The sequence below is a fragment of the Nocardiopsis exhalans genome (genome assembly GCF_024134545.1).
GTDB classification, from domain to species: Bacteria; Actinomycetota; Actinomycetes; order Streptosporangiales; family Streptosporangiaceae; genus Nocardiopsis; species Nocardiopsis exhalans.
Window position 1 is genome coordinate 4,581,505 of sequence record NZ_CP099837.1, and the last position, 25,574, is coordinate 4,607,078.

A 25,574-nucleotide genomic window follows, 5' to 3' on the forward strand; every position below is an offset into this window, starting at 1 on the left:
TTCAGGCGGCGTGTGGTCCCGCGTGCGGGATCGGGGTTTGCGGACAACTGTCCACGCCAGAAGGGATTTTGGTCACCTGGAACACGCGAAGGGGCAGTAAAGGACCGTAAACGATGACGAGGCGGGCCCGGCCTGTGGCCGGACCCGCCTCGGGGTGTTTCTGGTACTGCGTCACCGCTGGTGGCTAGGCCACCGCGCGTTGGCTAGCGCTGCGGAGCGGAGTCGTAGCGGTCGTTGCGGTCATTGCGACGGGGTCCGCCGCGGTAGCCGCCGCGGGAGTCCCCGCCACGGTAACCGCCGCCACCGCGACGGTCGCCGCCGCGGTAGCCGCCGCCCTCGCCACGGCTCTCGCCGCCGCGGTAGCCGCCGCCCTCGCCACGGGGACGGTCGTCACGGTAGCCGCCGCCACCCTCGCGACGGTCACCACCGCGGTAACCGCCTTCACCGCGCTCGCCGCCGCGGTAGCCACCGCCGCCGCCACCGCCGCGGTAACCGCCGCCACCGCCACCGCCACCGCGGTAGCCGCCACCACCGCCGCCACGGTAACCACCGCGACGGGGGCCGCCGCGGCCGCGACGCTCGCGGACGGGCTCCGGCGGCTCGATCCACGGCTCCCAGCTGGGCTCCTGGGCGCCGGTCACCTCGGAGAGGAGTTCGTCACCGGGGTTGACCAGGTGCTGCTTGGCGTCGACGCCCGCGTCGCTGATGAGACGGCGGGCCATGCGGCGCTGGTTGGGCGCGACCAGGGAGACCACGGAGCCCGAGGAGCCGGCGCGGGCGGTACGGCCGCCGCGGTGCAGGTAGTCCTTGTGGCCGGTGGGCAGGTCGATGTTGACCACCATGTCGATGCCGTCGACGTGGATGCCGCGGGCGGCGACGTCGGTGGCGACCAGGGTCTGGATCTTGCCCTCACGGAACTTGGCCAGGGTGCGGGTGCGCACGCTCTGGGTCTTGCCGCCGTGCAGGGAGGCGCTGGGCACGCCCGCCTCCGCCAGCTGCTCGCTGATGGTGTCGGCGCGGTACTTGCTGCGCACGAACATGATGGTGCGGCCCTCGCGCGCGGCGATCTGGGCGACGATCTTGTTCTTGTCGCGGGGCAGCACCTTGAGCAGGTGGTGCTCCATGGTGGTGACCTGGGAGACCGGCGGGTCCACGGAGTGGGTCTGCGGGTCGTTCATGTACCGGCGCACGAGCTTGTCGACGTCACCGTCGAGCGTGGCCGAGAACAGCAGGGTCTGGCCGTCGGGGCGCACCATGTCGAGGAGCTCGCTGACCTGCGGCATGAAGCCCATGTCGCACATCTGGTCGGCCTCGTCCAGCACCGAGATCTCGACGTCGCCCAGGTCACAGGCGCCCTGGTCGATGAGGTCGGTGAGGCGGCCCGGGGTGGCGACCAGCAGGTCGACGCCGCGGCGCAGTTCGTTGATCTGTCGGGTGTAGGAGCTGCCGCCCACCACGTCGCCGACCTTGACGCCCAGGACGCGGGCGTAGATGCGCAGGGCGTCGCGCACCTGGTGCGCGAGCTCGCGGGTGGGGACCAGGATCAGGGCCCGGGGGCGGTTGGCGGCGGCGCGGCGCTCGGCGCAGCGCATCAGGACCGGCAGGCCAAAGGCCAGGGTCTTGCCCGAACCGGTGCGCCCGCAGCCGAGGACGTCACGGCCCTCGATGGCGTCGGGGATGGTCGCGGCCTGAATCGGGAACGGGTTGGTCACACCGTTCTTGGCCAGCTCGTCGACGATGTCCTGGGGCAGACCCAAAGAGTCGAAAGCGGGCATTACGGCAGTGTCCGTCGTCAAGTGACGTGTACCTTCCTCATCGTTTGGCAGCGTTTCGAGGAAGGCTCCACACGGTCACAGCCGGACCCAGCGAAGAAATCACACAAACGCGCCTGATCACACGCGGAAGCGGCCCCTACGAAAGTGGGGCTCGTGTGCTCTTCGGGTCAAGAGTGATGTCGAGCGGGTCGACACGCTCTCCGCGTCTTGGCGGCCCGGCGCGCTCGGATGCGCGCGGCATGCATCGACCGCTTGGAGCAGCGTACTAGAGATCGTGCCGAAGCGGGGACGGGACAGGGGTTTTTCGCCGGTGATACCGGTCTCCCCGACCTCGCCCCCGAGGCTCGGGCCAGCAGCGGAGCACCGGGAGCATACCGAGGCCGCCACCGGGGGCGGCCCGGTCAATCCGGTACCGCGTGGAGGAAACGGACGAGCGCCTCGGCCACGGCTTCCGGGGCCGGGGCCGCCCCGAAGTGCCCGGCGCCTTCGGCCTCGGCGGCGGTGGCCGCGGCCACGTGTGCGGTGACGTGTCGGGCGCCCGCGTCGAACCAGGGGGCCGGAGCCGGGTCCGTTCCGCGCAGGAACAGGGTGGGCGCGGTATTTCGGGCGGGGACGGAGGGGTCGGTGGGGCCGGGTTCACGGGGCCGGGCGCCCTGTTCGACCTCCCTCAGCTGAACCGGGAGGAAGGGCGCGTACTCCTCGAAGGCGCCCGCCGCAGCCAGGGCAGCGAGCTCCTGGTCGTCGGCCAGCAGCGCGCACAGGATCTCGGCCGCGTGGACGAGGCGCCCCTCCCCGACCGCCGGAACGAGCGGTCCGTTCCGGTCCCGTCGACGGGACCGGAACGGCGGGGTCAGGCGTCGGGCGCCATGGCCTTGGCCAGGGCGGTGAGGCGGCCCACCTGGGCCTTGCGCTCGGCGGCGCACTGCTCCTGGAGCGTGTTGCCCGCCGCCTGCTGCAGCAGGGCCTTGGTGGCGACGGCGGCGTCGGGGTTGGTCGCCAGCAGCCCGGCGACGGCGTCGTCCACGGCGCCCTCGAGCTCGTCGACACCGACGACCAGGGTGGCCAGGCCGAGTTCGCGGGACTCCTCCGCGCCGACCTTGCGGGCGGTCAGGCAGATCTCGGTGGCGCGGTGGACGCCGACGATGTCCACCAGGGGCTTGGTACCGGTGAGGTCCGGCACCAGGCCCAGGGCGGGCTCCTTCATGCAGAACTTGGCGTCGTCGGCGAGGATGCGCAGGTCACAGGCGAGGGCGAGCTGGAACCCGGCACCGATGGCGTGGCCGCGCACCGCGGCGATCGTGACGAGGTCGGGGCGGCGCAGCCAGAGGAAGCCCTGCTGGAGCTCGGAGATGTAGGCGTCCAGGTCGGCCTCGTCGGACGAACCGTCGGCCAGTCCGGCGACGATGGAGCGTTCACCGTCCACCCCCTCGGGGGTGAACATGTTGAGGTCGATCCCGGCGGAGAAGATGTCGCCCTCTCCGGCGATGACGACGATTCGGACATCGCCCGGGAGTGCCTGGCCGATGTGGGCCAGAGTCGTCCAGGTGCGTCCGGTCATCGCGTTGCGGCGCTCGGGACGGCTGATCGTGATGCGGGCGACCGCCCCCTCCACCGCGAGCCTGAGCCCGGCCCGGGTGAGCTCCTCCTCGGTGGGCAGTTCCTGCTTCCCGGGCTCCCGCGCGTCCTGTGCCATGAGTTCCTCCGTCACGTCGGTTGACAACAAGCCGACCCTACTCGCCAGTAACCCTGGTTGTGCAGGGGGATCAGGCTTTGCGTGTCGCGCCGCCGCGTCCGCGCAGCTCCACCCCGGCCTCACTCAGCAGCCGGTGCACGAATCCGTAGGAACGACCGGTCGCCGCCGCCAGGCTGCGGATGCTCTCGCCCTCGTCATAACGGCGCCTGAGCTGGGAGGCCAGCTCGGAGCGGTCCGCCCCCGACACTCGGGTGCCCTTTCTCAACGCGTCACTCACAGTTCTCTCCCCTTCGACGGCGGTGGGGTTTCCACCGGTCCGGAACCAAAGCCATGATCGGACATCCCGATCACGGGCCGCCACATTCGTCGGGCGCCACGCCGAAAGCAGCGGGTTTCGGAGAACCACTAACCGCGTCCGAAAAGAAGAGAGGTGAACCTCCCAGCGCTCTGGGCGTCCACCCCGTCCCCGTGGTCACACGGACCATCCCGGTCAGGTCGCTGTCCTCAGGCCCGGATCAGGCCAAGGGAATCAGGACCGGAGAATCAGGCCAGTGCGATGAGGTCCTCGAACTCGGCGTTCCACACGTCCTCGACACCGTCGGGCAGCATGATGACGCGCTCTGGCTGCAACGCCTCCACCGCGCCCTCGTCGTGTGTCACCAGGACGATCGCACCCTTGTAGTTGCGCAACGCCGCCAGGATCTCCTCGCGGCTGGCCGGGTCCAGGTTGTTCGTGGGCTCGTCGAGCAGCAGCACGTTGGCGCTGGAGACCACCAGGGTGGCCAGGGCCAGCCGGGTCTTCTCACCACCGGAGAGCACACCCGCGGGCTTGCTCACGTCGTCCCCGGTGAACAGGAACGAACCCAGGGTCTTACGCGCCTCGACCTCGGGCAGGTTCGGGGCCGCGCTCATCATGTTCTCGAGCACGCTCCGCTCCACGTCCAGGGTCTCGTGCTCCTGGGCGTAGTAGCCGAGCTTGAGTCCGTGCCCGGGGACGACCTCCCCGAAGTCGGGCTCCTCCACCCCGCCCAGCAAGCGCAGCAGGGTCGTCTTGCCCGCGCCGTTCAGGCCCAGGATGACCACGCGGCTGCCGCGGTCGATGGCCAGGTCCACCCCGGCGAAGATCTCCAGCGAACCGTAGGACTTGGACAGCCCCTCGGCCATCAACGGCGTGCGGCCGCTCGGCGCCGGGTCCGGGAAGCGCAGCTTGGCGACCTTGTCGGACTGGCGCACCCCCGCGACCCCGTCCAGGAGCTTGTCGGCGCGGTTGAGCATCTGCTGCGCGGCGCGCGCCTTGGAGGCCTTGGCCCGGAACCTGTCCGCCTGCTTGCGCAGGGTGTCGGCCTGCTTCTCGGCGTTGGCCAGCTCGCGGCGGCGACGGCGCTCGTCGGCCTCGCGCTGGGACAGGTACAGCTTCCAGCCCATGTTGTAGATGTCGATGGTGCTGCGGTTGGCGTCCAGATAGAACACCTTGTTGACCACGTGCTCGACCAGTTCCACGTCGTGGCTGATCACGATGAGCCCGCCCTGGTGGTGCCTGAGGAAGTCACGCAGCCAGACGATGGAGTCGGCGTCCAGGTGGTTGGTGGGCTCGTCCAGCAGCAGGGTGTCCGCACCGCTGAACAGGATGCGCGCCAGCTCGATCCGGCGGCGCTGACCACCGGAGAGCGTGTGCAGCGGCTGGGAGAGCACCTTGTCGGGCAGGCCCAGGCTGGAGGCGATGGCGGCGGCCTCGGACTCGGCGGCGTAACCGCCCAGCACGTGGAGGCGCTCCTCCCAGCGGGCGTACTGGCGCACGCCCTTGTTCCGGGTCTTCTCGTGGTCGCTGGCCATCTTCTTCTCGGCCTCGCGCAGACCGTTGAGGGCCTCGTCGATCCCGCGCGCGGACAGCACGCGGTCCTTGGCGATGACATCGAGGTCGCCGGTGCGCGGGTCCTGCGGCAGGTAGCCGATGCTGCCCGAGCTGGAGACCTTGCCGCCGGTGGGCAGACCCTCCCCCGCGAGCACCTTGGTCATGGTGGTCTTGCCCGCACCGTTGCGGCCGACCAGTCCGATCCGGTCCCCCGCGGCGACACGGAAGGTCGTCGGCTCCAGCAGGAGACGAGGTCCGACGCGCAGTTCGAGGTCGGTGGCGATCAACATGGGTGGGGCATCCTCAACAGTGGTGTGGCGGTTCGGGCGGTCGGGATCCGCACGGCGCCGACCCGGAAGGGCGGCTCGGCGGTGGTCTCGCGGCAGGGGCCGCGCATGGACGTGTCCTCGGACCGACCGACCCAGACTAACGGCTGGGGCGAGGGGCGGCGCGAGGGGTTTTCACGTGCGGGTCCGTACGGGAGGGCCAGGAACACGGTCGCGCCCCCGACCGCACAACGGGGTCGGGGGCGCGAAGCATTCCCGCGGGGGCGCGAACGGGGGCGAACTCACTCCGCTGTTTCACTCCCTCGGGGGGTCACTCCTTGGCGGGGTCGTCCTTCTTCTCCGGCTGCTCCGAGGGCGGGGCGACCACCACGACGGCGGCCGCTTCCTTGGCGGGGGGCTTGTTCCCGTCCCCGTCGTCCTCGCCGGAGTTCTCCCCGTCCTCGTGGTGGGAGGGCGGGCGGTTGCGCAGCAGCGCGGCGAGCACGGCCGCCACCGGGGTGGCCAGGAACATGCCCGGGACGCCGCCCAGGATGCCGCCCGCGGTGATGGCGATCAGGACGATGGGGGCGGGCAGTTCCAGCGCCTGGCCGTAGATCCGGGGCGCGAAGACGCTGCTCTCCGCCTGCTGGACCACGATGACCGCCACCGCGATGATCAGGGCGGTCGGCCACCCCTCGGCGACCAGGCCCACCAGGGCGGCCAGGATCCCGGTGAGGAAGGCCCCGATGACCGGGAGGAAGGCGCCGACGAAGGTCAGCACGATCAGCGGGATGGCGAGGTTCACGTCCAGGACGATGAGCAGGACGATGCCGATGCCGACGGCGTCGACGACACCCACCGCCGCCACTCCGCGCACGTAGCGGCCCATCACCCCGTAGGCGACGCCCCCGGCGTGGCGCATGCCCGGGCGGGACTTGGGCGGCAGCAGCGTGACGAACCAGTCCATCAGCTTGTCGCCGGAATGGACGAAGTACACGGTCAGGGCGATGATCAGCACCAGGCTGATGAGTACCTGGACCACGGCCGCACCGGCGGTCCAGGCGCCGCTGACCAGCTCCTGGGTGTTCTCGGTGATCATGCCCTGGATCTGGTCCCAGGCGTTGGTGAACATGTTGGCCAGCAGCGCCGGATCGGCGTCCAACCCGAAGGGGAGGTCGAGCTGGAAGTTCTGGAGTCCGATGAACGCGCTGGAGACACTGGCGATCAGGCCGTCTATGCCCTGGACTGCGGGTTGGATGATCAGGGTGATCACCCCGCCGAGCACGACCAGGGCGGTGAGGATCGAGGCCGCGGTGGAGGTCCCGCGCCCCAGGCCCTTGGACCGGAGCCACTTGGCCATCGGCATGAGCAGCGCGGTGACGAACACCGCGATGACGACCGGCAGGGTGATGATCCGCAGGTAGATGACGGCGTAGACGAGCAGGCCCGCCACGACGCCGATGATCAGCATCCTCCAGGCGACGTCGCTGACCACGCGAAGCAGGTCGCCGGCGCCGACGTCCTCCTGCTCGGCGGCCTGTTCCTCGGCCGGGGGTTCGGCCGCGGATCTGGCCTCCTCCTGCGCCTCGAGTTGGGCGAGGCGCTCGGCGCGGGCTCTGCGGGCGACGAGCCATCTGTTCAGGAGCGCCCACACTCCCGGCCGTTGGGCTTGCACATGGACTCCATTCTCTGGTTGTTGCGCGGTGGCCGGTCCTGCGGCGGCCACGTGTCGACACTGTTCCGGGGGATGTCTGTGTTGCGGGGGCGTCTGGGGGATGCGCCGCGGGGCCCGCTGGTTCTGCCGGACCCCGCGGGAGATCAATCGTGAGATATCAGTCGGGAGAGATCAAATCCGTCAGAAACGCCACGGTTCCCGGGGTTGACCGCTACGGACGATCTCGTTGCCGAAGGGGGCCAGCGCGACCGGGATCATCTTGAGCGAGGCCCATGCCAGCGGAATGCCGATGATGGTGACCGCCAGGGCCAGCGCGGTGGCGATGTGCCCGATGGTCAGCCACCAGCCGGCGACGATCAGCCAGATGACGTTCATGAAGGTGGCGCCGCCGCCGGAGCCGGACCTGCGCACGAGGTCGCGGCCGAAGGGCCAGATGGCGTAGCTGGCCATCCGGAAGGAGGCGACGCCGAAGGGGATCGTCACGATGAGGATGCAGCAGATGATCCCGGCGATGACATAGCCGAAAGCCAGCCAGAATCCAGCGACGAAAAACCAGATGATGTTCAGGATGAGCCGCAAGAGGGCCACGGTGTTCGTCTCCTTGGTTCGGTCCCGCTCAGGATCGGGACGGCGTGCGCCTCCTCCGCATAGGGCGGATGGTCGAGCGCACCCTGTTTTCTATCGTCTGGGACGCTCGCGCACCATGCCCTGTTCCTTTCCCGGCCCCCTGGTCCTTCCCCTAGGGGACGGTACGGAGCGGCCGCGGCGGGGGCTCGCGGCGGCGGTGTGCCGTTCGGGACGGAAGGAGGGGTACGGGGGACTCCGCGGGAACTCGGGGGCCGCGGGGAACCGGTGTGTCGCGAAGGGCTCAGGCGACACGCCGAGCCTAGCGGGGGAAGCCGGTGGAGCACCGGGCCGTGGTCGCCCTGAGTGAGGACATTCGGTCACACCCAATCTCGAGAGCATGGTTAGACCGCAATGTGATCGGCGTATCAGGAGGACCCCCTAGGCAGGAGGGACATCGCACCATACGATGTGCTGTGTCCTTCGCAAGACGGAAGATCTGGCGAAGTGCGACAAAATCCAACAGACAACCAGAGACCGGACGCCAAGCATCAGGTTTCGGTAACGGTTGGATGAGTAATTTCCCCACCCCCCGTGCAGGATCGGGAGTGGGGATGGCATGATTACGTACCGGCTCAGACGGAGGCTGTCACCGCCTCCGCGGCCGTTCGCGTGAGAGCACCCCATCATCCGCAGGCATCGCCTCTGTGATGGCGCTTCTCGTGGTCTCAGCCACACCGGGGAACAACGTCAACACCGCTCGACGTTTGCGTCGTGCGGGGTGACTCACGCCGCATGACCAACTTTTGGTGACTGAAGCTTTTTCAGACAGCTTACTAGTGATTTCAGTAGAGGTGGTTCAAGCATGTCTCAGGTACGTCGGCAGGCCGCGCTGCGCCCCCGCCCGAGCTGGGGGTGGCAGGATGCCGCCGCGTGCCGGGGCGAGGACCTTGTGCTCTTCTTCGGCCCCGATGGCGAACGCCAGCCGGAGCGGGAGATTCGGGAGCGCAAGGCCAAAGAGATCTGTGCGGCTTGCCCGGTTCGGACCGACTGCCTGGACTACGCGATCTCGCGTCCGGAAAAGTACGGAACCTGGGGCGGACTGAACGAGGACGAGCGCGCCTCCGAGCGCCGTCGCCGGATGCGCCGCGCCAACGCCGCCTGACGATTCCGCCGAGCGGATCTCTCCCGGTGGCCCCGGCCCCGATAACCCGTGGCGCCCCGACGTAGTACGTCGAGGGCGCCGCGGGTTTTCTCATGCCCGATGTCCCGAATGTCCGCCGAAGGATCACCTGGGCAGTAGATTTCCCGGCCCCGAATCATCCGGGCCGGGAACCACCCCGAACAGCGCTGACGGTTCACTCCGGCCGCTGGGACAGAGTGCGGTCGAACCAGCCCAGCGTCTCCACCGCCACCTGGCGCCAGCCCAGGTCGCCCCGGAGTAGCCGTTCGGCCCCGGAGACCACCCTCAGCTCCGAGGGGCCGCCCAGCCGGCCCCGGGTCCACTCACCCAGCTCCCGGACGAACGAGTCGGCGCTCTCCAACAGGACCAGGGTCGGTGCCCGCACCTCGGCCAGGCTAGGCTCGGCCTGGTCGATGCGCCCACCGTGGACCACCACCGACGCCACGTCCTGGGGCCGTTCGGCGGCGGTCAGCAGCGCGGCCGGGGCCGCGGCGCCCGAACCCAGTACCCCCAACGGTTCGCTGGCCGCGTCGGTGGCGCGCCGCAACCAGTTCACCGCGGCGCCCAACCGCTCACCCAGGACCCGGGTGTCCGTCTCACCGCCCGCGGCGCCGTCGGCGCCCTGTTCGTCCGCGGTGAGCAGGTCCAGCAGCAGGGTGGCGTAGCCCGCGCGCTGCATCGCCGAGGCGGTCGCCCGCCAACGGGGGTCGCTCTGCCCCTGGCCGAACGCCATCACCACCACGCCGCGCAGCGCCGTCGGCATGGTCAGGTCCCCGTCGAGGTAGACCTGTCCCGCCCGGATCCGCACCGCCCTGGCGACGTCGGGCCGCCGATGGAGGCGCTCGCGCTCGGACAGGACCGCGATCACCTCACCGTCCGAGAGCTGGCCGAAGTCGCGGTACCACTCCCCTACCGCCCGGAAGTTGTCCGGGGCGGTGAGCACGACCAGGGCGTCGGCCTCCTCGCGCAGCGCCTCCAACGCCTCCGGCGCGGCGACCGGCACGGCCAGGACCAAGCGCGCCGGGCCCGCCTGGCGCACCATCCTCAGGGCCGCCCGGGCGGTTCCCCCCGTGGCGACACCGTCGTCGACGACCACACAGTCGCGTCCGGCGATCCTGGGGGCCGGACGCCCCCCACGGTAGGCGCGCTTCCTGCGGTCGAGTTCGTCACGCTCGGAGGCCACCGTGTCGGACAGGGCCTGGCGGGGCACCCGCATCCGGGCCAGGGCACGGTCGTCGTAGAACACGTGCCCGTCCTCGGCGATCGCGCCCACACCCGTCTCCGGTTGTCCGGGCAGACCGATCTTGCGGACCAGGAGCACGTCGAAATCGGCGGCCAGGCGCTCAGCCAGCTCCGCCCCGACCGGAACCCCACCGCGGGGCAGCGCGAGCACGAGCGGGTCGTTGACGGCGTGGGGACGCACCCGCTCTGCGAGGCGTCGTCCCGCCTCGGACCGGTCGGTGAAGGGCAGGGAAACGGGTACCGGGTTCATGTCCGCACCGGCGCCAGGGCCGCGGAGCCCGGCACCGCTCCTTCCGGCTGTCTGAAGTGAGCCGCTGGAAAAGTGGTACCGGCATACCCCGCCGTACGCGGGTTACAACCCCGCGCGGTGGCAAAAACCGCCCGGGGCCGCTGTCCCCGGCCGCCCCGGCCGCCCCGGCCGCGCCCGCCCGTGCTCCCTCAGCGCTCCGGCAACGCCGCCTCAGCACCGCCTCAACGCCCCCTGAACCCTGTGCGGAGGACGGCCATCAGCAGAGCGTCGTGTCGGCGGCCCTCCCAGAGCAGAGAGTCCCGCAGGCGGCCCTCCACGTAGAAGCCGCAGGAGCGGTAGACGGCGATGGCGCGCATGTTGAAGGCGTACACGTACAGCCAGACCCGGTGCAGGCCGATCTGTTCGAAGGCGTACTCCAGGACCAGCTGGGTGGCCTCCTTACCCAACCCCTGGCCGGTGAACTCGATCGCCGACAGGGCGATGCGGTACCCGGCGGTCTCGTTCTCGGGCGAGACGGCGTAGATGGACAGCTCACCGAGGTAACGGCCGTCGGCGGGGGCGATGATGGCCAGGTCCAGCCGGTCGCCGCGGCCCTCGCGGCTCTCGCACCACTCGCGTGCCCGTTCGTAGGTGAGGTGGCCGTGGGTACCAGTGAGCCTGCGGACCTCCTCGTCCAGTCCCGCGGCGAAATAGGCGTCCGTGTGCTCGGGACCCAAGGGGACCAGTCGTACGCTCTTCCCGGTGAGAGTCGGAGTTTCTCGCAGCGCGCTCGTTCTGATCATGTGATCTTCCGGTTCCGACCGGGACCGTCGGGGCACGGCGCGTCCCGGTGTGAGGGAGTCGGCGGGCAGGGGGTGCCTACGCGGGAGCGGGCCGCGGGGCCGGCCGTGGGCAGGGGCCGTGTCGGAGTGCGGGAGGGGGCTCGGGGCTTCACTGTGACGAGGGCAGAACCCCTATGTAAAACGGCTCCGTCGCCAAAGGCAAGCCCGGGCGCGCAGAACCCCTGGAAAACACTGGTCGTCCCCTCATGGGGCCCGATAACATCCGCACGCATCGAAACGACTCCGGGAGCCGACCGTGAACGCGCCGACCGACACATACACCGCACCCCCTCGCGAGGCCAGGCGCGCCAGGATCGCGGTCTCCACCCTGTTCTTCGTCAACGGTTTCACCTACACGAACGCTGTGCCCTGGCTGCCCGTGATCAAGAACAGCCTGGGCCTGACCAACGCGGAGCTGGGGCTGGCGATCGCCGCGATGCCCTTCGGGGCGATCCTGACCGGGATGCTCGCCGGTCCGCTGATCCACTGGTTCGGCAGCGGGAGAACCGCGGTGGGGACCAGCCTGCTCTCCTTGGGCGCGCTCCCCTTCATCGCGTTGGCGCAGAACTGGTGGATGCTCGCCGGAGCGCTGTTCGTGCTGGGCTCCGCGGACGCCTGGACCGACTCGGCGCAGAACTCCCACGGTCTGCGCGTGCAGCGGCGCTACCGGCGCAGCATCATCAACACCTTCCACGCGGTGTGGAGCCTGGCCGCGGTCTGCGGCGGACTGCTCGGCGCGGCGATGGCCGGGGCCGGGGTACCCATCCTGTGGCACCTGGGCGGGGTGACGGTTCTGCTGGTGGCCGTCAACCTCACCGTGAGCCGCATGCTGCTGCCCGGCCCCGAGAACAGCGAGCGCGAGGACGGGGTCAACGGCCACGACGGCAGCCGCTCGCGCATCCCCGCCAAGGGATTCGTCCTACTCCTGATGCTGGGTGCGCTGCTCATGATGGCCGGGGGCATCGAGGACTCCGCGGCGTCCTGGGGCGCGGTGTACATGACCGGCGAACTGGGCGCGCCGCTGTTCCTGGCCGCGATGCCGTTCGTGGCCTGCCAGGCGATGATGACCGTCGGCCGACTGTTCGGGGACCGGGTGACCGACCGGTTCGGCGCCGCTACGGTGGGGCACGCATGCGGTCTGCTGGCCGCGGGCGGGCTGGCCTTCGCTCTGCTCCTGCCGCACCCGGCGACCACGATCATCGGCTTCGGAGTAATGGGCCTGGGTGTGTCCACGCTGTTCCCGCTCACCCTGGCCGCCGCCGGGAACGTCCCCGGGGTGCGCACCGGGGACGGGGTGACGGTGGTGGGCTGGCTGGGTCGGGCCGGGTTCCTGGCCTTCCCGCCGATGGTGGGCTTCCTCGCCGACTCGGTGACCCTCGGCAGCGCGCTGTGGGCGATCGCGGGCGCGGGGGTGGCGGCCTTCCTCCTCGCCTCGGCTCTGCGGCCGCGAACCTGACGGAGAAGGACGCGGGGGCCGAGACCTGGGGACGGACGACGAAGGGGCCCCGCCCGCCAGATTCGTCTGGTGGACGGGGCCCCTCCACACGTCAGCCCCACGGGAGTGGGGACCGGACGCGGTGTTACTCAGCCATGCCCGGACGACGGCTGCCGGCCCACAGGGCCAGAGCGCCGATACCGGTCACGATGGCGCCGCCGAGCACGAAGCCCGACATGTCGACACCGGTCGCAGCGAGGTTCTCGCTGGAACCCGCGGTGTTCCCCGTGGTCGGCGCCGGAGCGCTCGGCGTGGAGGAACCGGGGGCGGAGGAGGAACCGGGGGCGGAGGAACCGGGGGTGGTGCCGGGGGCGCTGTCACCGGGGGCCTGGGTGTCATCACCCGGGTTGGTGCCAGCGTCCGGGTCCGTCGGGTCCACCGGATCCGTGGGGCCCGGGTCCACCGGGTCCGTCGGGTCCGGGTCCACCGGGTCCGTCGGGTCCGGGTCCACCGGGTCCGTCGGGTCCGGGTCCACCGGGTCCGTCGGGTCCGGGTCCACCGGGCCGGGGTTCTCGCCCTCACCGGGATCCGGGTCCACCGGGCCCGGGTCCACCGGGTCCGGTTCCACCGGCGCGGGGCTCTCGCCCTGGTCCGGCGGCAGGTCCAGCGGCAGGATGGAGACGACGTCCTCGACGACGCTCTCCACGACCGGAACCAGTTCGATCTCCGGAGCCTGGGCCGTCTCCTCGAACACCTCGGGGGTGGTCTCGGGGACGGTCCCGTCCGGGGTCTCGGCTGCGAAGGCCGGAGCAACCGAGAAGCCTGCCATGAGAAGGCTGGCCGCGGTGACGGTGAGTACCCGCTTGTTGGGGGACATCCCACTCCTTTCTTTCTCTTGTGTAGATCTCTACTCAGGGGGGATGGCATACAGGTGGCCGTCATGCACCACCACCGCGCGGTCGCCGAGAAGGCCGCGCGGAGTCTCTGCGTCCTCGGGAACCTCGGAGGGCTCGCCGGAGGTGTCCAGCGCCACCCGGTTCCCGTCCAGTTCACCGAAGACCTGGTCGCCGACCGAGATCTCGGGCGTGAAGCCCGGGACGACGGCGGTCTCACCGGAATGAGGGTCGAACAGCACCGGGCCGTAGACCACCAGGTCCAAGCCGATCGGCGCGGAGAGGTGGCTCACGTCCTCCAGCGCGTCCTCTTCGATCGCAGCGGAGCCGAGCACCGAACCGTCCTCACGGTCGTGGAAGGCCAGGATCGAACCATCGCCCTGGAGCGGCTCCCAACGGACGATGACGTACTCGCGCAGGGCGGTGAGCACGGCCTCCATCTCGCCGGCCTCGCTGGGGCGCTCGGCGTGGACCACCTCAGGATCCTCTTCGCCGGGACTGATCCAGTTCCACGGGCCGCTGACGACGGCGGTGAGGGCTCGGTCATCCGCCGCGAGCATCGGCACCGAGCTGCCGGGGGCCTCGATCTCCTCGAGCTCACCGTCGATGACCAGGTAGGCGGCATCGTCGTCGCGGACCAGGACCGAGTCGCCCGCGTACCGGGCGGAGCCGGACTCGGGGAGTTCGACATTGGTGGCCGTGCCGCCCGACTCGGGCCAGAACCACAGGGTGTCGGCGGTCTCCATCACGATGGTGCTCTCGCCGCCGTAGTCCACGAAGCGGGGCGCGCCGAGCCCGGCGGCCGCGTCGAAGGGCAGGTCCACCGACCACAGGCGTGAACCGTCGGCATCGATCAGGTTGAGGCGTTCCTCGGGGTCGACGTAGACCACGACCGAGCCGTCACGGCTGACCGCGGGCTGGGTGTCCGGGGCGAGTTCCTCGCTCAGCTCCACCACCGGTTCGAACCCCGGCGGGGCCGGGTATTCCAGCGGGATGGCGTTCTCGTCGGCCTCTCCCTCCTCCGCGGCGTCCGAAGAGCCCGGAAGGATCCGCGGGATCGCCAGACCAGCTCCGACGAGGAGCAGCACGACAAGCGCGATGGCGCCACCCACCACCAGGAGCCTGCCGCTCTTCTTCCCCTTCACCTGGCTCTGCGGAGCGGGCACCTGCCCCGGGACCGGAGGCTGCGGTCGCGGCTGCGCGGGGGCGGTGGGCTCCGCGGGCTGCACGACCCCGTCCGGGGTCGCGATCAGGCGCCAGTAGCCGTTGGCGTCGCGGGCGTCGACGAGCACCGGCTGCCCGATGTGGGCGGCGTAACCGGTGGCCACGTCCAGGGCCGCACGTCTGGTCTCGTGGGGCGCGAGCCCGGACACGACCTGGCGGTGCCCCTCGATGACGATCTCGGCGCTGCTCTCATCGGGCGCGATGACGATGACTGCGGTGGGCCGGGAGTGCCCCGGACGGGACGCCCGGCTCATGGTGCCTCCGAAGGCATGGGGAACGTGAACCTGTTCGTGTACGACTGCAGGGGAAGATCAGCGGTGACGGTCGTTCGCGGCTCGGGCGGGGTGACCAAGCAGGGGGTAACGGCACACGAGTAGTCAATGCTGCACGTGATGATACTGACCGTCCCAGAGGATGTTCACTCCGTACCTTCACCAAGGATTCGGACACCGGTCGTGCCGCTTCCACTCGACTTCTCACCCCACCTCCGCTGACCTGCTGCGATTCCAAAACCGGGCCGCGGAAGGCGCCCAGCTCGATACGCAGACGTCGGTATGGACACTCCAGAATGCGACCTGGTTCACGCCCAAAATGGCCGGATCCGGCCACAAGTACTTTCGGGAGCCCCAAACCACACCCCCTCACACCCCTCCCCGGGTACTGGTGATGACCGCCCGCCGCCTCTACGGAGAGCCTGAGGCCCTGAACCCAGACTGCCGCGAAGGCACTGGTCCCGAAGCGCAGGACGACGTGCGCTTCCTCCCCCGGCGCCAACCAGACGTCGACGAGTGCGGCGATCCGCACCGTGAGAAGCGCCCGAACCCGGCGCGGCCCCGTACTCCCGTGCCGCCTCGGCCGGTGAGACCAGTTGCGCCGACCGCGCAAGAAGCAGGCACAGGTAGCCAAGAACGAAGCCGATGAAGTGCACCGCCCAGAAGGGCACGTCCCAGAAAGCGACGTAGAGGGACACCAGAAGGGACACCAAGACCCCGGTGATCAACCCGTACGAAAGTCTCATCGGTAGGCCTCCGGCGAGTCGGAGTGCTGCTGGGGGCGGGGTCGTGGCACAAGCGCGATGGCGCGGTTCTCCCGGACACGGAAGATGAAGGACAGCACGTAGGACCCCAGGCACACCACGAGGACAGGCGCCGGGCCCCAGGTCCCGTACGCGATCGAGCTCCCGACCGCCATAGCGAAGAACAGCGGGTACATCACCCACACGCCCAGGATCACCCAGACCGCTCGGGGCCTGCTCCTCGTGACCTCAGGGGGCTGGTTCCACCCGTGCTCGAAGACGTGGCCGATCGCGTAGAGGATCAGGAAGGCGAAGAGACCGGCCGAGGGAAGCCAGAGCTGCCCGAGAGCCGTCGGCATGACGGCGATCGTCCCGAACTGGGCGTACACGGCCAGTGTGAAGGAGGATCTCATCGGGCTGCCTCTTCCTGGCGCTGTCGGGCGCGTTCCTGACGGTGGGCGCGGGTACTCAGGACGGCGAAGAGCAGGGCCGCCGCCGGGAACAGGGTGAAGGGCCACAACGACGCGGCCTGTCGGGGTTCGATCAGGGTCACTGTGCTGGGTATGGCCGAGAGCGGGACCATCAGCCAGGCCAGCCACATGAAGACGCTGGTGACCATCGGAGGTTTCGAGGATCCGCTGAAGCGCGGGGGAAGTACTGGCTCGGCTGCTTGGAGCACGAGGGCCACCAGCATGCCCACCAGGAAGAGGAGGATCAGGGCATAACCGGGGCGGGCCTGGAGCGGGTGCACGGTGTGGAGGAAATAGAGGAACATCTGGCCCAGGACGGTGATCGTCAGAGCGGCCGTGCCGAAGTTCTGGGAAGCGCTCGGCGGGTAGCGCCGGGGCTCGACCGGGGCCGGGTGGTGGTGGGCTCGGGTGGCCAAGTAAGCGAGGAACAGCCCGGCCAGGGGTAGCAGCAGGAGCGGCCACAGCCGTGGTGTGGAACGCAGCTCGGTGGCGACCCCCAGCAGGACCACCGCCGCGAGCAGCCAGGACATCCAGAGCAGGCGCCCGGTGTGCGCGGGGGCAGGCGGAGGCGGGCCCGGGCGGCGGGGCAGGGCCGCGAGGTAGACGGTGCTCAGGGTGGTGAGGGCCAGGCCGAGGAAGGCATAGGGGAACCCTCCGAGCAAAGGGTGGCCCGCGGTGAGGGTGACCAGCAGCAGCGTGCCGAGGCAGGCGGCCGTCACGGAGCAGGCGCCGAGGAGTGTCGGCGGGTGGATCGGGGGCCCGGAGGGGGAGCGCACGGGGGCCTTTCAGGGGGCGGTCCGGACTCGGAGCTGCGGGTTCGCGGCTTCCCGCCGGACATCGCAAAAATACCGACGAAACCGACACGGCAGGGACTCTGGCCGTTTGCGGTCAGCGGCCGTTGAGGGTTTCGATGACCGCCTGCTCGCGGCGCTGGGCGATCCGGTCGGCGCGTTCGAAACGGCGGTTGGCGAGTTCGGCGCGGGCCGCCGCGGTGCGCACGGTGGGCCACATGGCGTCGATCTCGGAGTTGAGGGACGAACCCGCCAGCACGGCGATCGCCATGACGTACAGCCAGGCCAGGATGGCGATCGGCGCGGCCAAGGACCCGTAGATGGTGACCTGGCCGAAGGAGGCGTCCAGGTAGGCGCGCAGCCCCGCCGAGCCGGCCAGGAGCACCAGGGTGGCCAGCACGGCGCCGGGCAGATGGCGCCAGAGCGGGGTGCGCACCGGGATGCTGAGCGCGTAGAGCAGCGTGACCGCCGCGATCACCAGCAGGCCCACGATCGGCCAGTAGAAGAGGTTGAGGCGGCCCACCGTGAGCGGCAGGAGTTCGTGGATGATGTTGGGCCCGGCCACCAGCACCGGCAGTACCAGGACCGCGAACAGCAACCCGCCGAGGTAGGCGAAGAAGGCCAGCACCCGCTGGCCCAGCCAGGTGCGCAGCTCGTCCAGGCCGTAGGAGATGGTGATGGAGCGGATGAAGACGTTCATCGCCCGCGAACCCGACCACAGGGACACCAGGAAGGTCACCGACAGGACCCCGCCCGGCACGCCGCCGAGGAAGTCGTCCACCAGCGGCTCCACCACGCTCTCGACCGTGGCGGGGGTGAGCACGCGCGCCGCCAGGTCCAGCATCCACTCGCGGATCTCCACCACGAGCTCCTCGCCGAACACCATGGCCAGCGGCCCCAGGGCGCCCAGGAGGCAGAGCAGCAGGGCGGGCAGGGAGATGAGGGCGAAGAAGGCCGATTCGGCGGCCAGCCCGATCACCCGGTCACGGGAGAACGCCCTGGTGGTGCGCAGCACGAGGAGCATCCCGTTGTGGAAAACGGGATGACGACGGAGCCAGCCGTCGCACATTCGCCACAGGCCCTCCCAGAAACCCACCACAGGAGAACGTTATCGGTCTCGTGAGCGGCCGGCACGCGCCGAGCATGACGTGACTCACATCTCGCCTGGATGGGCACACCTGGACAAGGACCGGATCCCCGTGCCATTCTCGAAACATGACCGCTGTTCTTGACCCCATGCTCCGCGTGCGCCGCCACGTGGACTTTCTTCGGGTCAGCAGCGCCATCTGTTGCAGCGTCGGATAACTCCTCGCCGCCTTTATGACGCACCCGTGACACAGGGGTGCGCGCGGCCCCGGCGCTCCCCCTCTTCGAATCTCCCACACACGCGGAATTCACCCGTATCACCAGCCACGACGACGTGCGGTGCGTACGGGCCAGCGGTGCGGGCGCCGGGACCGTGAGCACCCCGCGACCCCATCGGAGACACCCGCGATGCCTCCCTCTTCCGCGCAGCCCGGCAAGGCCGCGACGGCAGCCAAGCCACGGCGACGCCGTGGCGAGGGCCAATGGGCCCTCGGCTACCGTGAGCCGCTGAACAAGAACGAGGAGAACAAGAAGAACGACGACGGGCTCAACGTCCGCGATCGGATCGTCAACGTCTACTCGAAGGCCGGGTTCGACTCGATCGACCCCGCCGACCTCCGCGGGCGCTTCCGCTGGTTCGGCCTCTACACCCAGCGCGCCCCGGGCATCGACGGCGGCAAGACCGCCGTGCTGGAGCCCGAGGAGCTCGACGACCGCTACTTCATGCTGCGCGTGCGCATCGACGGCGGCCAGCTCTCGGCCGCCCAGCTGCGCGCCGTCGCGGAGATATCGCGTGACTACGGGCGCGACACCGCCGACATCACCGACCGGCAGAACGTGCAGTACCACTGGATCCGGGTCGAGGACGTGCCCGCGATCTGGGACAAGCTGGAGTCGGTGGGGCTGTCCACCATGGAGGCCTGTGGTGACACCCCGCGCGTGATCCTGGGCTGCCCACTGGCCGGGGTCGCCGAGCAGGAGGTCCTGGACCCCACCGCGCAGATCGAGCAGGTCTACGAGGAGCACATCGGCAGCCCGCTCTACTCGAACCTGCCGCGCAAGTTCAAGTCGTCGATGTCCGGCTGCTCCGTGCACTGCGTCAACCACGAGATCAACGACGTTGCCTTCGTAGGTGTGCACAACGAGGCCGGTGAGGCCGGGTACGACCTGTTCGTGGGCGGCGGTCTGTCCACCAACCCGATGTTCGCCAAGCGTCTGGGCACGTTCGTGCGCCCCGACCAGGTGAGCGAGGTATGGGCCGGGGTCTGCTCGATCTTCCGCGACTACGGCTTCCGCCGGCTGCGTACCCGCGCCCGGATCAAGTTCCTGATCAAGGAGTGGGGTCCGGAGAAGTTCCGCGAGGTCCTCGAGGAGAAGTACCTCGGCTACGCACTGCCCGACGGCCCCGCTCCGGAGCTGGACCCGGGGGTGCGCCGCGACCACGTGGGCGTGCACCGCCAGCGGGACGGGAAGTTCTACGTCGGCTTCGCGCCCAAGGTGGGCCGCGTCTCGGGCACCTCCCTGCTGCGGATCGCCGAGATCGCCGAGGAGCACGGTTCGGACCGCATCCGCACCACCGCCGACCAGAAGCTGGTCATCCTCGACATCGAGGAGGACCGGGTCCCGTCGATCACCGCGGCGCTGGAATCCGAGGACTTCCAGGTCAACCCGAGTGTCTTCCGCCGCCAGACGATGGCCTGCACCGGCATCGAGTTCTGCAAGCTGGCGATCGTGGAGACCAAGGGCCGGGCCGCCACCCTCATCGACGAGCTGGAGAAGCGCCTCCCCGACTTCGAGGAACCGGTGACCATCAACGTCAACGGCTGCCCGAACTCCTGCGCGCGCATCCAGGTCGCCGACATCGGCCTCAAGGGCCAGCTGGTCATGAACGAGCAGGGCGAACAGGTGGAGGGCTACCAGATCCACCTGGGCGGCGGGATGGGTCTGACCCAGGCCTTCGGCAAGAAGATCCGCGGGCTCAAGACCACCGCCGACGATCTGCCGGACTACGTCGAGCGGGTGCTCCTGCGCTTCCAGGAGCAGCGTGAGGAAGGCGAGAACTTCGCCGCCTGGGTCGGCCGCGCCGACGACGCCGACCTGAAGTGACGACCCGACCCTCGGGCCTGTGAAGTCCGCCCGGCCCCCGGCGCCACGGGGGCCGGGCCCCTACCGGAAGGAAGAGGTGCGCCATGTCCGAGAGGGCCGCGCCTTACTACTGCCCCTACTGCGGCGACGAGGACCTGATGCCCGAGGAGGGCGCCGCCGTCAAGGGTGAGGGCTACCCCTGGGCCTGCCTGTCCTGTGCCCGGGTCTTCCGGGTCAAGTACGTGGGCCTGCGCTCCGCCTCGTTCTCCGCGGGCGGCGCCCCCTCCAGACCGACGGAAGGCAACGAATGAACGCCACGATCACCCAGACCGGCGGCCCCGAGCTGGCCGAGCGGGCCGCCTTGGAGCTGGAGGAGGCCTCGGCCCAGGAGATCATCGCCTGGGCGGCCGAGACCTTCGGTTCCGAACTGTGCATGACCTCCTCCATGGCGGACGCGCTCATGGTGGATCTGGCCTCGAAGACCGCTCCGGGGATCGACGTGATCTTCCTGGACACCGGCTACCACTTCCCCGAGACCATCGGCACCCGCGACGCCGTGGCCTCCGTTTACGACATCAACCTGATCACCGTGGAGCCCAAGCGGACCGTGGCCGAGCAGGACCTGGCCCTGGGCCCGCGGCTGCACGGCCGCGACCCCGGCATCTGCTGCCACCTGCGCAAGGTGGAGCCCCTCCAGCGGGCGCTGGAGCCGTACTCGGCGTGGCTGACCGGGCTGCGCCGCGAGGACTCGGTGACCCGCCGCGACACCCCGATCGTGCAGTGGGACCGGCGACGTCAGATGACCAAGATCAACCCGATCGCCCGGTGGACCCAGCAGGAGGTGGACACCTACATGACCGAGAACGGCGTGATCGTGAACCCGCTCCAGTACGACGGCTACCCCTCGATCGGCTGCGAGCCGTGCACCCGCCGGGTGGCGCCGGGCGAGGACCCCCGCAGCGGCCGTTGGGCGGGCAGCGGCAAGACCGAGTGCGGAATTCACACATGAGCGCCGTGAATGCGGGCGGGCGAGCGCCGAGGGGACGTCCGTCGGTTCCCCTGCTCGCGGTGGCTCACGGAAGCCGAGACCCAAGGTCGGCCGAGGCGGTCTCGGCGGTCTTCGAGCGGGTGCGCTCGCTGCGCCCTGAGCTGGACGTGCGGCTGTCCTACCTGGACCACGTGGCGCCCAGCGCCGAGGACGCCCTGGAAGAGCTGGCCGCGGGCGGCGCCGGTGAGGTCGTGGTGCTGCCGACGCTGCTGACCGCGGCCTTCCACAGCAAGGTGGATCTGCCCGCGGTGCTCACCGGGGCCCGTGAGCGCAGCCCGTGGCTGCGGGTGCACTACGCAGACACCCTGGGCCCGCACCCGCTGCTGTTGGACGCGGTGGAGCGGCGCCTGACCGAGGCCGGAGCGCACGCCGAACCCGGAACCGCGCTGGTGCTGGTGTCGGCGGGGTCCAGTGACGCCGAGGCCAACGCGGTGATCGAGTCGATGGCCCGCCAGCTGGCCGAGCGGAGCCCGTGGGGTGAGGTCGTGGCAGCCTACGCCTCGGCTGCCGAGCCGCCCCCCGGCGAGGCGGTGCGGTCCCTGCTGGAGCGCGGCCACGCCCGGGTGGCGGTCAGCGGTTACCTGCTGGCGCCCGGGTTCTTCTCCGACCGGGTGCGCGACCAGTCGACGGCCGCGGGTGCCTCGGTGGTCGCCGACGCGCTCGGGGACGTACCCGAGCTCGCACGGGTGGTGCTGGAGCGCTACGACGCGGCGGTCGCGGCCCGGCACGCCGCGGTGTAGCGGACGACCGAACGGCAGAACAGGAAGAGGCGGTCCCTCCCCCGGGACCGTCTCTTCCTGTGTCCGGGCCCGGAGACCCAGCGAAGGCCTCCTGTCCATCGGGGATTGGGGGGTCAGATGACCACGCTGTTCCGGAGCGCGCACACGATCCGACTGTCCGGGCCGAGGGCACCAGACGGCACCAGCTGTCACTCCCGGGCACTGTTGAGGATCGGCTTGACCACACGAATGAGGGGCAATAAAATTGAGCGTACTCGCATCAAGTCATTGGCTCTGAAGTAGACAGGTGGAGGTGACGACAGTGATGTTGATGCGCAACGACCACTTCCGTGAATTCGACCGGATCGCCCAGCGGCTGATGGAGAACAGCCGCCCGACCGCGGTGGCGATGGACGCCTACCGCGACGGCGAGGAGTTCGTGATCCACTTCGATCTGCCCGGCGTCAACCGCGAGAGCATCGACCTGGAGGTCGAGCGCAACGTGCTGACGGTTCGGGCCGAGCGCGCGGAACTGCGGAAGGAGGACCTGGAGCTGCTGGTCAACGAGCGCCAGACCGGGTCCTTCACCCGACAGGTGTTCCTCGGCGACACCCTGGACACCGAGCGGATCCGAGCCAACTACGCCGACGGGGTCCTCACTCTGCGCATCCCCGTGGCGGAGCAGTCCAGGGCCCGCAAGATCACGGTCGACCACAGCACCCCTGACCAGGACCGAACCGTCATCCCCGGCCAGGAGAAGAGCGCGATCAGGTCCTGACCCGTCACCTTCGAGGGCGCCCCACGCGGGGCGCCCTTCTTCATGTCCCTGGAGCCGGTCGCGCGTCCCGGAACGGCCGAAGAGGGGTCAGCCGGTGGTGACGGCGGCGGTGAGCAGAACCGCCGCGGAGAACAGCAGCGCGCCCGGAGCGCCCACCGCTCCTGCGACTCCGGCTGCGGCAGCCGGGACGGCGACCTGTCCCAGCCGATTGCCCCAGATCCGCAGGGCCAGGGCCGCGCCCCGGGCGCCCTCGGGGGCCAGGGTGGTCACCTGGGCCATCGTCAGGGGCTGGCCCAGGCCCAGGAGGAAGCCGCCCACGACCAGGACCGCCGCCAGGGACGTGAAACCACCCAGGGGCAGCGCCACCAGGGTGAGCGCGGCCGCGGCCACCGCGGTGCTGGTGATGATCAGCGATCTGCGGGACCAGCGGCGCAGCATCCACGGCAGAGTCAGCCGGGAGAGCAGGGAGGCTCCGGCGCGCAGGCTCAGCAGGACACCGACGAGCATCGGGGAGATACCGCGGTTCTCGGCGATGAGCGGCAGGTAGGCGGTGAGGATGTCCACCGCGGTCAGCAGCGCCAGGCTGGTGAGCAGGGCCGAGGGCATCCGTGGGCGGCGCAGCAGGTCCCGGGTGGGTACCGGGGGCGCCGCCTTCTGCTCGGCGGTGCGCCGTGGCGGTCGCAGACGGGCCAGCGGCAGCAGGGGCAGGGCCCCCAGGGCCGCGATCACCCCGGCGACGAGCAGCGCGGTGGATGTGGCCGAGAGCAGAGCCGGGCCCGAGGCGTCGGCGAGGACCGCGCCGGAGATCAGTGGTCCGGCGAGCTGGCCCAGGGAAGCGGCGGCGGTGAACCAGCCGAAGTCGCGGTCCAGGTGTTCGGGGCGGGAGTACCGGGCGATGAGGGCCTGCGCCGCGACCATGCACAAGAGGTGGCCCACGCCCACGACGGTGCTGGCCAGGGCCAGGGCGAGCAGTCCCCCGGAGGCGGCCAGGACCAGGCTCCCGACGGCCAGGACGACCGAACCCAGCCCGGCGAGCCAGGCGATGCGCGCCGCGCGGTCGGTGAAGCGGCCCAGGGCCACCGCGATGGCCAGGGGCAGCAGGGCGTAGGCGGCGGTGACCAGGCCGACCTCGACGGCGTCGCCGCCCACCGCGATGGTGCGGTAGGAGATGAGCGGCCGGATGAGGTTGAGTGCGGTGTGGGTCAGGACCACACTGCCCAACAGCGCCCAGAGCCACCGCGCGCGTGCGGCCGGTTCCGCGTCCGTCATCGCTCCCCTTCGCACCGTTTCCCCGCCGAAGTCCCCATGGCCAGGAGGGTCATCCGGTGACGGGATCACTGACTCGCGGGGGGTGTTCCGGCATCGGGCATCGTACCGGGAGGGCGGGTCACGGGCTCGCGGCGGGTCCGGTGGTGTCACCACTCACGGGTGCCGATGAGCTCCTCGTGGTCGGCGTCGGCGAACCCGTGGGCGGTGGCCACGATCCAGAAGGCCCCGCCGATGTCGTCCCGGGCCACGGTCTCGATCTCGCTGCCCGCGGCCTCGAACTCCCCCTCCAGGGCGTTGAACTCTTCGGTGGCCGCGTGGGTGAGCACGTACAGCGCGGGGAGGTCGGCGGGGCGCTCGGACTCGATGCGCGCGCTCAGCCGCAGCAGGATCTCCTTGCCCTTGGCCACGAGGTGGTCGGGGAAGTACGGGTCGGCGGACATGTCGGAGAGCAGGGTGCTCTCGTCCAGTCGGGCGGCGGAGTCGGGCACGGGGCTCCTCGAAAGCGCGGGGGTGCTGTTCGGGACCATCCTGGTGTGTGGTGAAGACATTCGGGCTGTCCCGAGCCAGGGCGCCGGAGAACGCGGTCGGTAGGTTCGGGGTACTGACAGCGACACGGCAGGGAGCGCGTGATGACCGAGCAGGGCGGGATCCGGGACATGCTGCGGGGGCTGCGGGTGTTCGCGGGGCCGATCGGTGAGTTCGACCCGGCCAAGGCTCCGCAGGACCCGGTGGGCCTGTTCGTGGAGTGGCTGGGCGAGGCGATCGAGGCCGGGGTACACGAGCCGCACGCGATGACGGTGGCGACGGCGGACGCCGACGGTACGCCCTCGGCGCGCATCCTCATCCTTAAAGACCTCACCCCCCAGGGCTGGTGGTTCGCGACCACCACGACGTCGCTGAAGGGTCTGGAGCTCGCGGTGAACCCGCAGGCGGCACTGCTGTTCTTCTGGGGTCCGCAGGGCCGCCAGGTGCGGCTGCGGGGACCGGTCGAGCTGGCCGGGCCCGAGGAGCGCGCCGCCGACTTCACCGCGCGCCCGCTGGAGGGGCGGGTGGCCGGGTTGCACGGGCGGCAGAGCCAGCCGCTGGACAGCCTGGAGAGCATCCACTCCACGGCCGAGGAGAGCCGCGCCCGGTTGGAGGCCGAGCCGGACCTGGTGCCCGACAACTGGGGCCTGTACCGACTGGCGCCGACCGAGATCGAGTTCTGGCAGGCCGACCCCGACCGGCGGCACACCCGGCTGCGCTACCGCCGCGAGGACACCGCCGCGCCCTGGGGGCGCGAACTCCTGTGGCCCTGACTCGGGCCCTGGCCCTTGCGGCCCTGAACAGGCGTTAAGCGACAGTTGGCTCTCGCGTCGGCATTACCGAACCTGGTTCTGTTCGGTTTGCGGGGCGGGGGTAGGATTCCCGCACCCACCAGCCACCCGACCAGGCCTCCAA

At 70.3% G+C, this 25,574-nt stretch carries 25 protein-coding genes; 9 read left to right on the forward strand and 16 right to left on the reverse strand.

Features of this window, described 5'->3' with window-relative positions; genetic code table 11:
• Positions 1 to 203: 203 nt before the first annotated feature.
• The 7 genes from NE857_RS20195 to NE857_RS20225 form a co-directional block, all read right to left on the reverse strand.
• Entirely contained in the window at positions 204 to 1,775 is a 1,572-nt protein-coding gene (locus NE857_RS20195; protein WP_184364724.1) for a DEAD/DEAH box helicase, read from the reverse strand.
• 401 nt (positions 1,776 to 2,176) lie between these two features.
• Positions 2,177 to 2,698 (reverse strand): hypothetical protein, encoded by a 522-nt coding sequence (locus NE857_RS20200; protein WP_254417181.1) that lies wholly within the window; start codon positions 2,696 to 2,698, stop codon positions 2,177 to 2,179.
• Entirely contained in the window at positions 2,626 to 3,468 is an 843-nt protein-coding gene (locus NE857_RS20205) for an enoyl-CoA hydratase/isomerase family protein (protein WP_254422043.1), read from the reverse strand. The genes NE857_RS20200 and NE857_RS20205 overlap by 73 nt, the downstream gene beginning before the upstream one ends.
• A gap of 70 nt (positions 3,469 to 3,538) precedes the next feature.
• The gene (locus NE857_RS20210) at positions 3,539 to 3,745 is read right to left on the reverse strand and encodes a helix-turn-helix domain-containing protein (protein WP_254417182.1); all 207 of its coding nucleotides are present in this window, start codon (positions 3,743 to 3,745) and stop codon (positions 3,539 to 3,541) included.
• A 266-nt stretch (positions 3,746 to 4,011) separates the two neighbouring features.
• Positions 4,012 to 5,610: an ABC-F family ATP-binding cassette domain-containing protein gene (locus NE857_RS20215; RefSeq protein WP_184364726.1), complete on the reverse strand. Its 1,599-nt coding sequence runs from the start codon at positions 5,608 to 5,610 to the stop codon at positions 4,012 to 4,014.
• Between the two features lie 307 nt (positions 5,611 to 5,917).
• Complete coding sequence (locus NE857_RS20220) at positions 5,918 to 7,240, reverse strand: AI-2E family transporter (protein ID WP_254422044.1); 1,323 nt, start codon at positions 7,238 to 7,240, stop codon at positions 5,918 to 5,920.
• 201 nt (positions 7,241 to 7,441) lie between these two features.
• On the reverse strand, positions 7,442 to 7,849 hold the full coding sequence (locus tag NE857_RS20225) for a YccF domain-containing protein (protein ID WP_254417183.1): 408 nt from the start codon (positions 7,847 to 7,849) through the stop codon (positions 7,442 to 7,444).
• Between the two features lie 841 nt (positions 7,850 to 8,690).
• Between NE857_RS20225 and NE857_RS20230 the strand changes: the two genes are divergently transcribed.
• Positions 8,691 to 8,990: a WhiB family transcriptional regulator gene (locus NE857_RS20230; protein ID WP_017588640.1), complete on the forward strand. Its 300-nt coding sequence runs from the start codon at positions 8,691 to 8,693 to the stop codon at positions 8,988 to 8,990.
• A 193-nt stretch (positions 8,991 to 9,183) separates the two neighbouring features.
• On the opposite strand, the gene NE857_RS20235 is transcribed toward NE857_RS20230, so the two are convergent.
• Together NE857_RS20235 and NE857_RS20240 are read right to left on the reverse strand one after the other, a co-directional pair.
• A complete protein-coding gene (locus NE857_RS20235) occupies positions 9,184 to 10,500 on the reverse strand; it encodes a phosphoribosyltransferase (protein ID WP_017581097.1) in 1,317 nt (438 codons plus the stop codon).
• A 221-nt stretch (positions 10,501 to 10,721) separates the two neighbouring features.
• Entirely contained in the window at positions 10,722 to 11,282 is a 561-nt protein-coding gene (locus NE857_RS20240) for a GNAT family N-acetyltransferase (protein WP_254417184.1), read from the reverse strand.
• Between the two features lie 295 nt (positions 11,283 to 11,577).
• On the opposite strand from NE857_RS20240, the gene NE857_RS20245 reads away from it, so the two are divergent.
• Positions 11,578 to 12,777, forward strand: a complete 1,200-nt coding sequence (locus NE857_RS20245) for an MFS transporter (protein WP_254417185.1) — start codon at positions 11,578 to 11,580, stop codon at positions 12,775 to 12,777.
• Positions 12,778 to 12,901: 124 nt separating this feature from the next.
• Here NE857_RS20245 and NE857_RS20250 read toward each other — a convergent pair whose 3' ends face one another.
• The 5 genes from NE857_RS20250 to NE857_RS20270 all read right to left on the reverse strand — a co-directional run bounded on the left by NE857_RS20250 (position 12,902) and on the right by NE857_RS20270 (position 18,248).
• Positions 12,902 to 13,633 (reverse strand): hypothetical protein, encoded by a 732-nt coding sequence (locus NE857_RS20250; RefSeq protein WP_254417186.1) that lies wholly within the window; start codon positions 13,631 to 13,633, stop codon positions 12,902 to 12,904.
• Between the two features lie 30 nt (positions 13,634 to 13,663).
• On the reverse strand, positions 13,664 to 15,127 hold the full coding sequence (locus tag NE857_RS20255; RefSeq protein WP_254417187.1) for a hypothetical protein: 1,464 nt from the start codon (positions 15,125 to 15,127) through the stop codon (positions 13,664 to 13,666).
• Between the two features lie 760 nt (positions 15,128 to 15,887).
• Positions 15,888 to 16,301, reverse strand: a complete 414-nt coding sequence (locus NE857_RS20260) for a hypothetical protein (RefSeq protein ID WP_254417188.1) — start codon at positions 16,299 to 16,301, stop codon at positions 15,888 to 15,890.
• On the reverse strand, positions 16,298 to 17,134 hold the full coding sequence (locus NE857_RS20265) for a hypothetical protein (protein WP_254417189.1): 837 nt from the start codon (positions 17,132 to 17,134) through the stop codon (positions 16,298 to 16,300). Before NE857_RS20265 ends, NE857_RS20260 begins: the two co-directional genes overlap by 4 nt.
• A 112-nt stretch (positions 17,135 to 17,246) precedes the next feature.
• Entirely contained in the window at positions 17,247 to 18,248 is a 1,002-nt protein-coding gene (locus NE857_RS20270) for a YihY/virulence factor BrkB family protein (protein WP_254417190.1), read from the reverse strand.
• A gap of 137 nt (positions 18,249 to 18,385) precedes the next feature.
• Between NE857_RS20270 and NE857_RS34560 the strand changes: the two genes are divergently transcribed.
• From NE857_RS34560 to NE857_RS20295, 6 genes are all read left to right on the forward strand, one after another.
• Entirely contained in the window at positions 18,386 to 18,454 is a 69-nt protein-coding gene (locus tag NE857_RS34560; RefSeq protein ID WP_363319952.1) for a putative leader peptide, read from the forward strand.
• Positions 18,455 to 18,643: 189 nt separating this feature from the next.
• Entirely contained in the window at positions 18,644 to 20,341 is a 1,698-nt protein-coding gene (locus tag NE857_RS20275; RefSeq protein WP_254417191.1) for a nitrite/sulfite reductase, read from the forward strand.
• 83 nt (positions 20,342 to 20,424) lie between these two features.
• A complete protein-coding gene (locus NE857_RS20280; RefSeq protein WP_017545529.1) occupies positions 20,425 to 20,631 on the forward strand; it encodes a hypothetical protein in 207 nt (68 codons plus the stop codon).
• Positions 20,628 to 21,329: a phosphoadenylyl-sulfate reductase gene (locus tag NE857_RS20285; protein WP_254417192.1), complete on the forward strand. Its 702-nt coding sequence runs from the start codon at positions 20,628 to 20,630 to the stop codon at positions 21,327 to 21,329. Before NE857_RS20280 ends, NE857_RS20285 begins: the two co-directional genes overlap by 4 nt.
• The gene (locus NE857_RS20290) at positions 21,326 to 22,108 is read left to right on the forward strand and encodes a sirohydrochlorin chelatase (RefSeq protein WP_254417193.1); all 783 of its coding nucleotides are present in this window, start codon (positions 21,326 to 21,328) and stop codon (positions 22,106 to 22,108) included. Before NE857_RS20285 ends, NE857_RS20290 begins: the two co-directional genes overlap by 4 nt.
• A gap of 304 nt (positions 22,109 to 22,412) precedes the next feature.
• Positions 22,413 to 22,865: an Hsp20/alpha crystallin family protein gene (locus NE857_RS20295; protein WP_254422045.1), complete on the forward strand. Its 453-nt coding sequence runs from the start codon at positions 22,413 to 22,415 to the stop codon at positions 22,863 to 22,865.
• 87 nt (positions 22,866 to 22,952) lie between these two features.
• Here the strand turns inward: NE857_RS20295 and NE857_RS20300 are convergent, their stop codons facing one another.
• Positions 22,953 to 24,134 carry an MFS transporter gene (locus tag NE857_RS20300; protein ID WP_254417194.1) on the reverse strand — a complete coding sequence of 394 codons (1,182 nt, stop codon included), beginning with the start codon at positions 24,132 to 24,134 and terminating at the stop codon, positions 22,953 to 22,955.
• Positions 24,135 to 24,280: 146 nt separating this feature from the next.
• Positions 24,281 to 24,622, reverse strand: a complete 342-nt coding sequence (locus tag NE857_RS20305) for a DUF5713 family protein (protein ID WP_301184236.1) — start codon at positions 24,620 to 24,622, stop codon at positions 24,281 to 24,283.
• 141 nt (positions 24,623 to 24,763) lie between these two features.
• Here NE857_RS20305 and NE857_RS20310 point away from each other — a divergent pair, with 141 nt between their 5' ends.
• Entirely contained in the window at positions 24,764 to 25,432 is a 669-nt protein-coding gene (locus tag NE857_RS20310; RefSeq protein WP_254417195.1) for a pyridoxine/pyridoxamine 5'-phosphate oxidase, read from the forward strand.
• Positions 25,433 to 25,574 lie beyond the last annotated feature (142 nt).

Coding starts and splice junctions, on each gene's coding strand:
- NE857_RS20195 (WP_184364724.1), bottom strand. CDS start 1,775: ATGCCCGCTTTCGACTCTTTGGGTCTGCCCCAGGACATCGTCGACGAG.
- NE857_RS20205 (WP_254422043.1), bottom strand. CDS start 3,468: ATGGCACAGGACGCGCGGGAGCCCGGGAAGCAGGAACTGCCCACCGAG.
- NE857_RS20215 (WP_184364726.1), bottom strand. CDS start 5,610: ATGTTGATCGCCACCGACCTCGAACTGCGCGTCGGACCTCGTCTCCTG.
- NE857_RS20230 (WP_017588640.1), top strand. CDS start 8,691: ATGTCTCAGGTACGTCGGCAGGCCGCGCTGCGCCCCCGCCCGAGCTGG.
- NE857_RS20235 (WP_017581097.1), bottom strand. CDS start 10,500: ATGAACCCGGTACCCGTTTCCCTGCCCTTCACCGACCGGTCCGAGGCG.
- NE857_RS20240 (WP_254417184.1), bottom strand. CDS start 11,282: ATGATCAGAACGAGCGCGCTGCGAGAAACTCCGACTCTCACCGGGAAG.
- NE857_RS20250 (WP_254417186.1), bottom strand. CDS start 13,633: ATGTCCCCCAACAAGCGGGTACTCACCGTCACCGCGGCCAGCCTTCTC.
- NE857_RS20255 (WP_254417187.1), bottom strand. CDS start 15,127: ATGAGCCGGGCGTCCCGTCCGGGGCACTCCCGGCCCACCGCAGTCATC.
- NE857_RS20260 (WP_254417188.1), bottom strand. CDS start 16,301: ATGAGATCCTCCTTCACACTGGCCGTGTACGCCCAGTTCGGGACGATC.
- NE857_RS20275 (WP_254417191.1), top strand. CDS start 18,644: ATGCCTCCCTCTTCCGCGCAGCCCGGCAAGGCCGCGACGGCAGCCAAG.
- NE857_RS20280 (WP_017545529.1), top strand. CDS start 20,425: ATGTCCGAGAGGGCCGCGCCTTACTACTGCCCCTACTGCGGCGACGAG.
- NE857_RS20285 (WP_254417192.1), top strand. CDS start 20,628: ATGAACGCCACGATCACCCAGACCGGCGGCCCCGAGCTGGCCGAGCGG.
- NE857_RS20290 (WP_254417193.1), top strand. CDS start 21,326: ATGAGCGCCGTGAATGCGGGCGGGCGAGCGCCGAGGGGACGTCCGTCG.
- NE857_RS20295 (WP_254422045.1), top strand. CDS start 22,413: ATGTTGATGCGCAACGACCACTTCCGTGAATTCGACCGGATCGCCCAG.
- NE857_RS20300 (WP_254417194.1), bottom strand. CDS start 24,134: ATGACGGACGCGGAACCGGCCGCACGCGCGCGGTGGCTCTGGGCGCTG.
- NE857_RS20310 (WP_254417195.1), top strand. CDS start 24,764: ATGACCGAGCAGGGCGGGATCCGGGACATGCTGCGGGGGCTGCGGGTG.